Here is a 13,881-nt window from a genome sequence, read left to right on the forward strand (position 1 = left end):
CCGCAGGGGTATTTCGAGCAAGAGTCACCGAGAGTGAGGAGGAGTGTTGTCTGCCGCTGCCGGGCTGACGGCCGCAACGGTGAAACATCCGGATGTGATGGCCCCGCTCATCCGAATACTCGACGAGCTGCGAGAGACGGCCCGATCCACGGGGCGTGACGATCTCGGCAGCCGGCTGAGCATGGTCCGGGCCAGGGTGAGCGATCCACGGGTGCGGCTCGTGGTCGTCGGTCATCCGAAGAACGGCATGAGCACACTGGTCAACAGTCTGGTCGGCGTCTCGGTCAGCGCGACGAGCAGCGACCTGAGTATCCCGGTGATCGTCGAGTACGGCCCGGAGCCGACCGCGACGCTGGTGCGCCGGACCGAATACGGTCGCACCGAACGCCAGTCGGTCGACCCGCTCGACCCGGGGCCGGCGCTGGCCGCCCAGGGCGTTGTCCGCGCCGAATTCACCCAGCCGAGCCCGTTGCTCGCCGACGGCGTGGTGCTCATGGACGCGCCGGGTGCGCTGGGCGACAACCGCACCGCCTGGTCGATGATCGCCGCCGCCGACGCCGTACTCTACGTCGGCGACGCGGGCGCTGAGCTGACCATCGAGCAGGTCGCCGAATTGCAGCGCATCCAGCAGATCTGCCCCACGGTGGTCTGCGTGCTGAACAAGATCGACATCTTTCCGCAGTGGTCGCACATCCAGCAACGCAATCGGGAACTGCTCGACTCGGCGGGGCTGGGCTTCGCGGTGGCGCCGGTGTCGGCGCAGTTGCATCGGGAGGCCGGGACGATGGGGGACTATCAGCGCGATATCGAATCCGGTGTGCCGCAACTGATCGACCATCTGCGTGACTACGTGATCGCCCGCGCCGATGCGGTGGCACTGGAAGCGGCCGCCGGGGACATTCGCCTGGTCTGTGATCATCTCGCACTGACGCTGCGCACCGAGGCCGAGGCGCTGCGGGATCCGCGCCGGAAGGCAGAGATCACCGACCGACTCGCCCGCGCCCGCGACGAGGCCGAGCAGCTGCGGCAGCGGACCGCGAACTGGCAGGTAACCCTGGTCGACGGCGGCACCGAGCTGATGGCCGATATCGAGCACGACCTGCGGCACCGGCTGCGCAGCCTGATTCGCGACGCCGAGGCCGAGATCACCGGGACCGATCCGGCCCGCCGGTGGAAGGATTTCGGTGCCGATCTGGACGCGCGGATCTGCGCGGCCGTCGAAGAGAATTTCGCCGTGGCGCACTATCGCTCGGTGGAATTGTCCGAGCAGGTGGCCGCCAAGTTTCCCGTCGGCAACCGGGCGGCGCCGCTGGTCGAGCTGCGATTGGCCGATCTGGGCGAGGTACTCGAAACGGTGCAGCCCTTGGAACCGCTGGAGAGCGCGAAAGCCGGTGTGACCCAGCAGTTCCTGACCGGTCTACGCGGCTCCTACGGCGGCGTCCTGATGGTCGGTCTGGCCACCAGCCTGCTCGGCATGTCGTTGGTGAACTGGTACTCGGCGGGCGCCGGCGTGCTGCTCGGCGTGAACGCGCTGTGGGACGACCGCAAGAATCGCAAGCTGCGCCGCCGTGCCGAGGCCAAGATCGCGGTCGCCCGCCTGCTGGACGATGTGATCTTCCAGGTCGGCAAGGAATCGCGAAACCGCTTGCGCGCCATGCAGCGGGTGCTGCGCGACCACTTCACCGACATCGCGGCCGAAGCCGCGCGCGGTGCGGACGAGGCACTGCGGCTGGCCGAGGAGAACTACGGCAAGTACGGTGATCGCGGGCAGGAACGGATCGCCGAGCTCGAGGCGCGGCTCGGCAAGCTGCGGGTGCTGCGTGACGAAGCCGATGGACTGGGACGCCCGGCGTCTGCGGGCCGGTAGCCAGTTCCGCCTCTTCGGGGCTGCGGGCCGTACCAGTTGGGCGGCGGGACTTGCGTTCAGTTCCCGCGTTGGGGTGTCCGCTTCAGTTTTGGGCCTGCCCGGTGAGTGACCCATCCGGTGTCGTCACACCGGATGGCCCTGTGGTGTGTGCGCGGGCTGGAACTGGCCCGCGTGCCGGGAGTGCTCGGCTCTGATCACGTGGGTGACGGCGTTGATCAGAGCGAGGTGGGTGAACGCCTGGGGGTAGTTGCCCAGGTGGCGGCCGCTGCGGGGGTCGATCTCCTCGGCGTACAGCCGCAACGGGCTGGCGAAGCCGAGTAGCCGCTCGCACAGATGCCTGGCCCGTTGGGTTTCGCCGATCTCGACCAGCGCGGACACCAGCCAGAACGAACAGATCGTGAAAGCGCCTTCGGTGCCGCTCAATCCGTCATCGGTGGTCTCGGTGCGATACCGCAGCACGAGGCCGTTCTCGGTGAGCCGGTCGGCGATGGCCAGCACGGTCGCGTGCACCCGGTGATCCTCCGGCGGCAGGAACCGGGTGAGCACCACCAGCAGCAGTGAGGCGTCCAGCGTGTCGCCGCCGTAGACCTGGGTGAACACGCCTTCGGAGTTCACTCCGTTGGCCAGGATGTCGGCTTTGATCTCTTCGGCGATGCCGGACCACTCTTCGGCGTGCTCGAACTGACCGTGCAGCTCGGCGAGCTTCGCGCCGCGGTCCAGCGCCACCCAGCACATCACTTTGGACGAGGTGAAGTGCTGCGGCGCGCCGCGCACCTCCCAGATGCCCCGGTCGGGTTCCTGCCAGTGCGCGATCGCCGCGTGCACCTGGCGGACCAGCAGCGGCCACAATGTCTCCGGCACCTGCTGACGCGACTTCACATGCAGGTACACCGCGTCCAGCATGGTGCCCCAGATATCGTGCTGGTCCTGGTTGTAGGCGTTGTTGCCGATCCGCACCGGCCGGGAGTTGTCATAGCCGCCCAGATGGTCGAGGACACGCTCGGTGAGTTCTCGCTCGCCGCCGATGCCGTAGAGCACCTGCAGCGGAAGGGGATCGCCGTTCTCGCCGGTGGTCGCGTCATTGAGGAAGGCGAAGAAGTCGTCGGCCTCGCGGTCCAGACCGAGCGTGTACAGGCCCCACAGCGCGAAACTGGAATCCCGCACCCAGGTATAGCGGTAGTCCCAGTTGCGTTCGCCGCCAGGGGTTTCCGGTAGCGATGTGGTCGGGGCCGCCATCAGCGCACCGGTCGGCGCGTAGGTGAGACCTTTGAGCGTGAGCGCGCTGCGCTGCAAGTAGTTCCGCCACGGGTGATCCGGGAACTTGCCCAGGGTGATCCACTGGCGCCAGCATTCGGTGGTCTGCCACATCTTGTGGGCAGCCTCGTCGAAGGTACGCGGCGCGGGCAGTTCGGACCAGGTGAGCGCGACGAAGACCTCGTCGCCCTCCTTCATCCTGGTGCGGGCGCGGGCCTCTCTGCCCTCCAGGCCCAGGCGCAGATCCGTGGTCAGTACCAGGGTCGGGCCCGCGCTCGGGTCGTCGCTGCGGACGGCGGTCGCCTCCTCGTACACCTTGCCGGTGTACTCCCAACGGGCGGTGGCCTGGTGGTAGTCGAACGCGGGTTCGCAGCTCATCTCCAGCTCGACGGTGCCGTTCACGCACTTCACCGTGCGCAGCAGCAGGTGCTCGGCATCCCAGTCCATCGGGGTGCGCCGGTGGGTCTTGCTGCGCTGATCGAGGTTGTGCCACCCGCCGAGCACCAGCGCGTCGCGCACGATCAGCCAGCCGGTGCCGGTTTGCCAGGTGGTCTCCAAGATCATCCCGCCGGGCAGGTAGCGGCGGGCGGCGGGCACGTTGACGCCGTAGGGGCCGATCCGGAAGTGCCCCGCGCTGCGGTCCAGGATCGCGCCGAAGACGCTCGGCGAGTCCGGCCGCGGCAGACACATCCACTCCACCGCGCCGTTGCTGGCGACCAGGCAGCTGGTCTCGCAGTCGGAGAGGAACGCGTAGTCGTCGATCGGCGGGTGGGTGCCGTGGTGGTGCGGCTCGGTGAGGTTCGACGGCATGCCATCGGCATCGTTGGCGATGAGGTCAGCTGAGGACGCCATAACCCATCTTGGGGTCGATGGACGCCTGTCGTCCACTGTTCGGTCACCGCGGTGGTCGCACGTGCTACGAAGCCGGCCGGCGAACCGACTAGGCTGGAGTCGTGCAGCGCATCGCAGGATGGTGGGACGGGTTCGAGCTGTGGGTCGCCGGACTGCCGTTCATTCCCCAGTTCCTCGTGGTCCTCATGGGTATGGTCCCGATCAGTTTCGCGATCGCGTACGGGCTCGACCGCGTCCTGCGTGCCGTGCTACGCATGCTCGATAGCCGGTACGCCGCCGCCACCGTGCCGGTGCGGTCCGCGCCGATCGCCGCCCCGGAGATATCCGAACCAGAGCAGGTGGACGACCGCCGGCCCGTGCAGAGCGGAGCGCGCTGATGCCTCGTTCGCAGGTTCAGCTCGCGCTGCTCGCACTGCTCGTGCTCGTCGTCGTCGCCTGGTTGATCACCCGCTGAGCACGGCGCCACCGGAGCTCGCACCGTCCCCGGCGCATCGCTGGTCTTCGTGACGGGCTGGTCTTCGTGACGGGCTGGTCTTCGTGACGGGCTGGTCTTCGCGACGGTCGCGCCGATCCGACGCGCGTGCGGGGCCTCGCCGGCGGTCGGATTTCGGCCACGCGCTGCCACATCGGTGATCCTGGTGGCGTAATCCGTGTGGCCGGACCGCGGTCGTGCCGACGGTTCGGCGGCAAACGCGACACATCGGGCACGGCACCGAGTGGCTCACCGGCTGTGACCGCAAGATAACCAGGGCCACGCGGTCAGCGAATTTTTCCGGTGTCGGCGTTGCTGCGACGGGCCTGGTAACGCCCCCGATCCGGGCCGGTGACCGCGCGAAGAAACCCCGCTCTTGCTGGCATCTTCGATTCGAACTCCACCGGGCGCTCTGCTACAGTCGGCCCGTGTCTTCGAGCGCAGTCCCACAGGTCCGCCATGAGTTGGCGTTGATTGCTGTAGGTGACCTCGCGGTCGCGGACGTCTACTGTCGCTGATCGTGCTCGGGTACGTCCGCGTCTCGTTTCCCAGTAGGCTGGCGCGCTTTCCGCAGACGTGCTCGTCCTCCCGGCCCTGATGGCCGATCGTCGCGCCACTGCCGTCTTGATTCGTCGGTAGCTCTACTGATCTACACCACGTCGCCGCCACCGATGTATTCCCGGACAACTGGCGGTCCGCAAGAAAGGTCCACCCCGATGGCTCGCAAATCTTGGCTCTCGCCGCGTCGACGCTATAGCGCCGTCGCCCTCGCCGCACTGGCCGCGGTCGCGCTGACGGCATGCGGCGGCGGGGCGAGCGACACAGTCGGGGGAAACAACGCCGACGGCAGCGCCGGCACCCTGAACCTCTACGCCTACGCCGTGCCGAAGCCCGGCTTCGACAAGGTGATCCCGGAGTTCAACAAGACCGAGCAGGGCAAGGGCGTCCAGATCCAGCAGTCCTACGGCGCCTCCGGTGACCAGTCCCGCAAGGTGAAAGACGGCGCCGAGGCCGACATCGTCAACTTCTCCGTCGAGCCCGATATCACCCGCCTGGTCGACGCCGGTCTGGTGGACGCGAGCTGGAACGCCGACGCCACCAAGGGAGTCCCGTTCGGCTCGGTGGTCGCGATCGTGGTGCGCAAGGGCAACCCGAAGGGCATCAAGGACTGGGACGACCTGCTGAAGCCGGGCGTCGAGGTGGTCACTCCGAACCCGTTCAGCTCCGGTTCGGCCAAGTGGAACCTGTTGGCGCCGTACGCGGCCAAGAGCGACGGCGGCAAGAACCCGCAGGCGGGCCTGGACTACTTGAGCCAGCTGGTCTCCAAGGAGCACGTGAAGGTGCAGCCGAAGTCCGGCCGGGAGGCGACCGAGACCTTTCTGCAGGGCACCGGTGACGTGCTGCTGAGCTACGAGAACGAGGCGATCTTCGCCGAGCGCAACGGCGATCCGATCGAGCATTTCGTCCCGCCGGTCACTTTCAAGATCGAGAACCCGGTCGCGGTGCTGAAGAACAGCAAGAACCCGCAGAAGGCCGTTGCCTTCCGTGACTTCCTGTTCACTCCCGCGGGCCAGAAGGCGTGGGCCGCCGCCGGTTTCCGCCCGGTCGACCCGAAGGTCGCCGCCGACTACGCCAAGGACTTCCCGGCCCCGCAGAAGCTGTGGACGATCGCTGATCTCGGCGGCTGGAAGACCGTGGACAAGGAGCTGTTCACCCCGAACACCGGTTCCGTCGCAGTGATCTACGACAAGGCGACCAAGTAGCAGGGTGACCGCCGCAACACGGGATATTGGACGATTGTGATTGACAGCAGTAACGCCGAGACCGCGCGGGCAGCCGGTCTCGGCGTCGCAGACGCCGCGCCCCGGACCGGGCGCTGGAACTGGTCGTGGCTGCGGGTGACCGGCTCCGTGGGCCCGCTCGGCATCGCCACGGCAGTGTTGTGGCTGAGCATCATCGTGCTGCTGCCGCTGGCCGCGCTCACGGTGACCAGCTTCGAAAACGGCTGGTCGGGCTTCATCGACGCGGTCACCGCGCCTGCCGCGCTGGACTCGCTGCGGATCACCGTGGTCGTCTCGGTGGTGGTGGCGCTGGTCAATGTGGTCATGGGCACACTCATCGCCTGGGTGCTGGTGCGCGACGAGTTCCCCGGCAAGGGCGTGGTCAACGCGTTGATCGATCTGCCGTTCGCGTTGCCGACGATCGTGGCCAGCATCGTGCTGCTTTCGCTGTACGGCCCGCAGAGCCCGATCGACATCCACCTCAATGCCACCCAGCCGGGCCTGGTGGTGGCGCTGGCGTTCGTGACATTGCCGTTCGTGGTGCGCTCGGTGCAGCCGGTGCTGATCGAGGCCGACCGCGAGGTCGAGCAGGCCGCGCTCTCGCTCGGTGCGAACAACTGGACCACGTTCCGCCGAATCGTGCTGCCCGCGTTGGCGCCCGCGATCATCAGCGGCGGCGGGCTTGCTTTCGCTCGCGCGATCGGTGAGTACGGCTCGGTGGTGCTGATCGGCGGCGCGATCCCGCGCAAGACCGAGATGGCGTCCCAGTACATCCAGAAGCAGATCGAGATCGACCGGCCGGTGAACGCGGCGGCGGTGTCGGTCGCACTACTGGCCATCTCGTTCGCGACGCTGCTCGTGCTGCGGCTGCTCGCCGAGCGCAGCGCGCGCAAGGAACAGGCTGCCCGATGAAACTGTCCGCGTTGACCCGCATCTCGTTGCGGACGGTAGCCCTCGGCTACCTGTTCGTGCTGCTGCTGTTGCCGCTGATCATCATTCTGTGGCGCACCTTCGAACGCGGCGTCGGCGCGTTCGTCGAGTCGATCACCACACCCGCCGCGATCTCGGCGTTCCAGCTCTCCCTGCTGATCGTCGCGATCACCGTCCCGGTGAACGTGGTCTTCGGCATCGTGACGGCGCTCGCGCTGGTCCGTGGCAAATTTCCGGGCCGCAACCTGGTGCAGGGCATCGTGGACCTGCCGTTCGCGGTGTCACCCGTCGTGATCGGCGTCTCGCTGATTCTGCTCTGGGGCGCGGGTGGCTGGTTCGGCGGGCTGGAAGACCTGGGTTTCAAGGTGATCTTCAACCTGCCCGGCATGGTGATCGCCACCATTTTCGTCACGCTGCCGTTCGTGGTGCGCGAGGTCGAACCGGTGCTGCATGAGATCGGCGACGACCAGGAGCAGGCGGCGGCCACGCTCGGTGCTTCTCGATGGCAGACCTTCTGGCGGATCACACTGCCCGCGATCCGGTGGGGTCTGACCTATGGCGTGGTCCTCACCGTGGCTCGCGCGCTCGGCGAGTTCGGCGCGGTGATCATGGTGTCCTCCGCGTTGCCGGGCCAGTCGCTGACGCTGACGCTGCTCGTGCACGGGCGGTACATCAACGACCACAACACCTTCGGCGCCTACTCCGCCGCCACCTTGCTGATGGGCATCGCGCTCGTCACCCTTCTGCTGATGACCCTCCTCGAACGTAAGCGGAGCACAACGTGATCACCGTGACCAACGCGAACAAGAACTATGGTTCGTTCGCGGCCCTCGACGACGTCACCATCGACATCCCCTCCGGTGAGCTGACCGCGCTGCTGGGGCCCTCGGGCTCGGGCAAGTCGACACTGCTGCGCTCGATCGCGGGGTTGGAGTCGCTGGACTCGGGCGTGGTCAGCATCGCTGGACGCGACGTCACCCGGGTGGCGCCGCAGAAGCGCGACATCGGTTTCGTGTTCCAGCATTACGCGGCGTTCAAGCATATGACCGTGCGCGACAATGTGGCGTTCGGCCTGAAGATCCGTAAGCGCCCGAAGAACGAGATCAGCAAGCGGGTCGACGAGTTGCTCGGCATCGTCGGACTGGATGGCTTCCAGCACCGGTACCCGGCGCAACTGTCCGGTGGCCAGCGCCAGCGCATGGCGCTGGCTCGCGCGCTCGCCGTCGATCCGCAGGTGTTGCTGCTGGACGAGCCGTTCGGTGCGCTGGATGCCAAGGTTCGCGCCGATTTGCGTACCTGGCTGCGTCGCCTGCACGAGGAGGTCCATGTGACCACCGTGCTGGTCACCCACGACCAAGAGGAGGCGCTCGATGTCGCCGACCGGATCGCGGTGATGAACAAGGGCCGCATCGAGCAGATCGGCACGCCCGAGGACGTGTACGACCGGCCGGCCAACGAGTTCGTCATGTCGTTCCTCGGCGCGGTGGCCCGGCTCAACGGACACCTGGTGCGTCCACACGACATTCGGGTCGGCCGCGACCCGAGCATGGCGCTCGCCGAGCACGAGGGCACCGCGGAATCCGCGGGGGTCACCAGGGCCACGGTGGAACGCGTGGTCCATCTCGGCTTCGAGGTGCGGGTGGAACTGCGCAACGCCGCGACCGGCGACCTGTTTTCCGCGCAGGTTACTCGCGGTGACGCGGAGGCGTTGCGGCTCTCGGATGGCGAGACGGTCTACGCCCGGGCCACCCGTATTCCGGAACTTCCTGCGCGCTAGCGGGTTTCGGATAGCGCCAGAAATTGTTTGCTGAAAAGTCGCTGCCCTTCTCGGAACTTCGTAGGCGGTGTTTCCGTGCTCCGGTCCGGCGCGGCAAGGGGCCCGTTGCTGGCGTGGCGGCCGTGCCCGCCGCATCGGCGATGGTCGCGTTGACCAGGGCCTATGAGCGGATGTGCCGGTACGCAGCCGATCGAGGTATCCCTCGCCATCGCTAACCATCCGCACTCCGTCTTTTCGATGTGTCAATGGTTGTCTCCGCATGTCCGAGGGTGTTGATCCGGACGAAGCGGCGTGCGAGCCGTTCCCTAGCAAACCATAACCGGGCATGTGTCGAACTCCGCGTGTCGCAACGAAATCCGACTGGACGGAATTCTGCGCTGGTGTATGCAGGTGAGCGCGTCGGCGATCGTCTGTGAGGCGACACGTTCGACAGGCGGGTTGCGGACAATCGGTTGTCCGGCCTTGGCACGAAGATCGCGGAGTGGTTGCCTGGACGACGTTCGAAGCAAATCGGCACGGCGATCGGGTGGATTGCGATGGCGGTTGGTCTCGGGTTGAGCATCGGTACGGTGAACACGGTTTCCGTTCTCGCGGAGGAGGGTTCGGCCAAGGCTCCGCCGGGGCGCCGCACAGCGCCGCACCCGCAGATCAGCACGCGCCGGACGATGCTGGCGTTCGACAGCACCGGTGTGGCCAGGGTCGGCATGCTGCCGAGGCACGGTCGCGCGGTGACCGAGTTCGCCGACCTCACGCAGCGTTCCAGCACCTGGGCACGGATCGGCAACCGGGCGCTCGCGCCGGCCAATCTCGTCGCCACGGTCGCGAAGTGCCTGGTCAGCGAGGTATTGGAGGATCACCCGGCCAGCGGCGACGGTATCGGCATCGCGATGACCTATCCCGCGCGCTATGCCGACGAACAGGTCGACGCACTGCGCGCCGCGCTGCACGACGTCGAACTCGGACAGGTGGCCTTGGTCGCCGAGCCGGTCGCGGCGGCGGCGTGGCTGGAAGCTGATCGCGGTCCGATGATGCCCGGCCTGGCACTGGTCTATGATCTCGGCGGGGCGGGACTGGATGTCACCCTGGTCCGGGTCGGGGCAGGGTGCCCGCGCAATCCGATCGTCGGGGTGTCGTTGCGCTCCACCGAATTCGGCGGGCGCGCGTTCGGTGCGTTGGTCGCCGAACATGCCGGGCAGGGGCTGCCCACGTCCTCGGTCTCGCGGTCGGTCGCCGCCGGGGCCGCCGACGAGCTGCGCGCCCGCCATATTCGGGAATCCGTCCAGCTCATCTATCGATGTCTGCGCGTCGCGGATGTCACCATGGCCGATGTCGACTGCGTCCTCGTGGTCGGCGGTGCGGCACGTCCCGTCGAGGTCGCCCAGGTTCTCGCGGGCGAATTGGCCAGGCCGGTGATCACCGCGTCGGATCCCGAACGGACCATTGCCGAGGGCGCCGCGATACTGGGCCGCGAGGCCGCGGCGGCGGCCGAAGCCGCGGCGGAGAAACGGCGCAGCAGGCGTCGCCGCGCCCGTCGCCGGGCAGCCGCCCGCGCCCTGATGCTGTCCCGCCGGACCAGGCGTCGGTTGGGTAAAGCGGCCGTCGTCACGGGGGTGTGGACAACCGGCTTGGCGACATCATTGATGGCGGCAGGGGACGGGGTGCTGATGGGCTAGGTGGCGGGGCCGCGGACGTGCCCGGCGGATGCAGAACGGGCCGCGATATGTGAGCCGTCCGGCGATGCGCGTGATGAGGGCGCGCATCGCCGGACGGCCCGAGGCGCTACGTCACCGACTGGATCAAGTGCAGGGCCACCGGCTTCATCGGCGCCGGCAAGTCCCGCGCCCAGGAGGCAGTGCGGCGGGTGGTCGCGGACTTCGATGCGGGCCGGCTATCGGAACCACCTCAACCGCTGCCGAATTCGACCGCTGGTGCGTAGGCGTCAGCGGGCGGTCCGAGTCGGCGGCGCCGCTGTTCCGGCAGCGTTCCGTCGTCCGTCGGCTCGCGCGTGAACCCCGCCTCGGCGGCGCCTGGAAACTAGCTGTCTCCGACCTCGTCCGCTGCGAATCCGCAGTTGGGGCAACACTTTAGTAACCGACCAGTAAGTGTCTGTCGCGTGGTGTGGTTCGGCGCGGAAAACCATCTCCAGGTTGGCTCGAGCTCCCAAAAACGAGATCGCTATAAAGTAGCGGAATATTGTGAACTGCAGCTGGATTGGCCTAGTCGAGAGGGCTGAACAAGGCATTTCCTGGGAATTTACTTGGAATTTCGAGCGATCGTGGCGATCGGCGCAACCTTCTACGTCAATTGCGCATCCCAATAGACGCGAAACAGCTAACCTGTGGTGGCTGTTTGGAAGACGACCGCGGCCACTGGAGAGTGCCCTGTGATGGACGTGGTCACGGTGCGTTGACGGGATAGCGGATGACGACAGGTCTGGGCTTCAGCATCGGTACAGTGAACTCCGTGACGGCGTGGGTCACCACGGAACGTGTGCGGCCAGTGGTGCGGTCGCGGCGCACCGCGGTGACGTTCGACAGCGGCGGCGGACTGCGACTCGGGGGTATTGCGCAATTCAGCGTGGCGGTCACCGATTTCGCCGATCTGGGTAGCGATCCCGACACGGTCATCGTCGGCGGGCGCATCTGGTCGCCGGCCGGCCTCATCGCGGCGGTGGTGAACGAACTCCGCGCGATCGCGCCCGCTGCCTCCGAGGCGGGAGTCGTGACGACCTACCCGGCGACATACTCCGACAAGCAGGTCGCGCTGCTGCGCCAGGCGCTGGAGCTGTCCGGGGCCGGTGACGTACTGCTGGTGCCGGAACCTGTCGCGGCGGCGCAGTGGCTGGAACACGAGTACGGCCCGCTGGAAACGGGCTTCGTACTTGTCTACGACCTCGGCGGCACGAGTCTGGACGTGACGATCGTGCGGGTCGGGCCGGACTGGGACAACCATCCGATGGTCGGAGAACCGCTGCGCTCCTATGACTTCGGCGGTCGGCCGCTGGGTGCGATGATCGCGCGGTACGCCCCGGATGTGTCGTCGGAGTCCGCCCGCCTGCCGATCAGCGCCCTGGTCGACATCGACGGACTCCGTGTCGCGCACGTGCGGGACTCCCTCGACCTGGTCCGTGACTGTGTTCGGTCGGCGGGCATCACGATGTCCGACATCAGTCGTATCCTGCTGGTCGGCGGCGCGTCGCGCCCCGCTGAAGTGGCACGCACGCTCGCCGAACTCGGTCGCCCGGTGGTGCTTTCGGCAGATCCGGGTCAGACCGTCGCCGCGGGCGCCGCCCTCATGGCGGCGCGAACCATGGCGCTGGGCGCCGCGAGCGAGCGCCGCGGTGCGCCCCGCACGGCCGTGTTCTCCAGTGCGGCCGTGGTTTCCGCGGTCGCGATGTCGGCGGTCACTGTGTTCGGGGGACCTGACGTTCCAGAGTTGTCGCCCGTGCTGGATCGTGTACCGAACCTCGAGATGCCGGCCGACAATCTGCTGTTCGACATGGGCGGCGAGCACGTCGCCGAGGCTTGGTCGCGGATGTCGCCAACGGGATGGAACTCGACCCGCGTGCCGCCCGCCCACCTGACTCCGCAGACCTCCGCCTATACCCGATTCATTACGCCGGAACCGTACAGCGCGGGCCACGGTCCTTCGGTACCCGAGTCACGGATCGGCTTACACGGGGAACCACGAGACTGCTGCACTTCCGGCGGACCGCGGCACCGCAGCGATCCCGCCGATTTCGCGAATCCGCTTCTGTTCGAGCCGGTCGTCCGCCCCGCGCCCAAGCACCCTGCCGGGCCTCCCGCGCCAGGTCAACCGGGTGGTCCTGTCGTCCAGGTTCCCGGGGCCGGTCTGCCCGATCGGCCTGCGGGGCCGGGGCAGCAACCCGCACCGCACCCCGGAGTAGCCGTACTCGTGCCGAGCATGAATTTGCCTATACCGCAGGGTGAACCGACAGCTTTGGATCCGAACCATGCCCCCGCTCCGATCGTTCCGGGGGCGACGAGCCCGGACTTGACGGATAACGGCACGTCCGGCACGCAGGGTTCCGGAACAGGGTCGGGCGGCCCAGGGAGTTTCCCCGGAAAGGGTTCACCAGATAGCTCTTCGCCGGGCGGTGTTGCCACCGGGGGAGTCCCCTCGGGAACCTCCGACGAAACGGTGACCGGCCCGACATCGGTGGGCGGTGCAACCGGAAATTGGTCATCAGGTGGGCCGGCCGGTCATGCGTCGTCTGGTGGGTCGGGCGGCCACGGGTCGTCTGGTGGATCGGCTGGTGGTTCCTCGACCGGAGGTTCCGCATCGTCGGGTGGCTCGGCAACCGGGCACTCCTCGGACGCCTCGACGTCCGGCGGATCGTCGAGCCGGTCCGGCCCGGTCGGCGGATCGAAGCCGGGCGGGTCGGCGGCGGGTAACGGCCGCACGGGTGGCCGAGATCGCGGCCGCTAGGAAGTATTGCTGCGCGAATCGAATCATTCAGTGCGCGTCGCATTCTCGCCGCAATTGTTCCGCCGACGCGACGACGCGGGCGACCTGCTCGTCGGTCAGTTCCGGCCATAGTGGCAGACGTACGACGGTCGCGGAGAACTCCCGGCCATGAAGGCGCGATCCGGCGGCGCATCCTGAGCAATGCCGTGGGCAGATCTTTGGCCCGCAAGTCGCGGATCGCGGCGGCGATAGTCGTTGGTGGAACGGGTGCGCCGAACACCTCAGAAGTCGCGTATGGCGGTTTGCTGCGGGCCGTCGAAGGCAGCTAGTGGCGCGGGACGTGTTCGTGAATTGCGAAGGGGCACTGCACATCGAGCTATTACGCAGCAAATTGATCGATATAGGTGGTGCGATGAGCAGGAATTTCGACGGCAGCGCCAGGTGAACAAGCGGCGGGTTCCATCCTTTGGATGGTCGGCAACGAATTCCTTGTAATCCGTTGCTGGATAGCAGATTCAGT

10 protein-coding genes are annotated in these 13,881 nt (G+C 67.3%); 9 read left to right on the forward strand and 1 reads right to left on the reverse strand.

What is annotated here, in order from left to right:
• Nucleotides 1-46 precede the first annotated feature (46 nt).
• Nucleotides 47-1,867 (forward strand): dynamin family protein, encoded by a 1,821-nt coding sequence (locus ACT86A_RS01295; protein WP_445090095.1) that lies wholly within the window; start codon nucleotides 47-49, stop codon nucleotides 1,865-1,867.
• A 123-nt stretch (nucleotides 1,868-1,990) separates the two neighbouring features.
• Here ACT86A_RS01295 and ACT86A_RS01300 read toward each other — a convergent pair whose 3' ends face one another.
• The gene (locus ACT86A_RS01300; RefSeq protein WP_445090096.1) at nucleotides 1,991-3,973 is read right to left on the reverse strand and encodes a glycoside hydrolase family 15 protein; all 1,983 of its coding nucleotides are present in this window, start codon (nucleotides 3,971-3,973) and stop codon (nucleotides 1,991-1,993) included.
• Nucleotides 3,974-4,074: 101 nt separating this feature from the next.
• On the opposite strand from ACT86A_RS01300, the gene ACT86A_RS01305 reads away from it, so the two are divergent.
• The 8 genes from ACT86A_RS01305 (at nucleotide 4,075) to ACT86A_RS01340 (ending at nucleotide 13,382) form a co-directional block, all read left to right on the forward strand.
• Nucleotides 4,075-4,350: a hypothetical protein gene (locus ACT86A_RS01305; protein WP_445090097.1), complete on the forward strand. Its 276-nt coding sequence runs from the start codon at nucleotides 4,075-4,077 to the stop codon at nucleotides 4,348-4,350.
• Between the two features lie 523 nt (nucleotides 4,351-4,873).
• The gene (locus ACT86A_RS01310; RefSeq protein WP_321210233.1) at nucleotides 4,874-4,963 is read left to right on the forward strand and encodes an Ms4533A family Cys-rich leader peptide; all 90 of its coding nucleotides are present in this window, start codon (nucleotides 4,874-4,876) and stop codon (nucleotides 4,961-4,963) included.
• 198 nt (nucleotides 4,964-5,161) lie between these two features.
• Nucleotides 5,162-6,208, forward strand: coding sequence for a sulfate ABC transporter substrate-binding protein (locus ACT86A_RS01315; RefSeq protein WP_445090098.1), 1,047 nt, complete (start codon nucleotides 5,162-5,164; stop codon nucleotides 6,206-6,208).
• Between the two features lie 129 nt (nucleotides 6,209-6,337).
• On the forward strand, nucleotides 6,338-7,138 hold the full coding sequence (cysT, locus tag ACT86A_RS01320; RefSeq protein ID WP_445090310.1) for a sulfate ABC transporter permease subunit CysT: 801 nt from the start codon (nucleotides 6,338-6,340) through the stop codon (nucleotides 7,136-7,138).
• Nucleotides 7,135-7,941 (forward strand): sulfate ABC transporter permease subunit CysW, encoded by an 807-nt coding sequence (cysW, locus tag ACT86A_RS01325; protein WP_445090099.1) that lies wholly within the window; start codon nucleotides 7,135-7,137, stop codon nucleotides 7,939-7,941. The genes cysT and cysW overlap by 4 nt, the downstream gene beginning before the upstream one ends.
• A complete protein-coding gene (locus ACT86A_RS01330) occupies nucleotides 7,938-8,933 on the forward strand; it encodes a sulfate/molybdate ABC transporter ATP-binding protein (protein WP_445090100.1) in 996 nt (331 codons plus the stop codon). The genes cysW and ACT86A_RS01330 overlap by 4 nt, the downstream gene beginning before the upstream one ends.
• Nucleotides 8,934-9,502: 569 nt before the next feature.
• A complete protein-coding gene (locus tag ACT86A_RS01335) occupies nucleotides 9,503-10,606 on the forward strand; it encodes an Hsp70 family protein (protein ID WP_445090101.1) in 1,104 nt (367 codons plus the stop codon).
• A 748-nt stretch (nucleotides 10,607-11,354) separates the two neighbouring features.
• The gene (locus ACT86A_RS01340) at nucleotides 11,355-13,382 is read left to right on the forward strand and encodes an Hsp70 family protein (protein ID WP_445090102.1); all 2,028 of its coding nucleotides are present in this window, start codon (nucleotides 11,355-11,357) and stop codon (nucleotides 13,380-13,382) included.
• The last annotated feature ends 499 nt before the right edge of the window (nucleotides 13,383-13,881 follow it).

Source organism: Nocardia glycosmidis, from assembly GCF_052545115.1.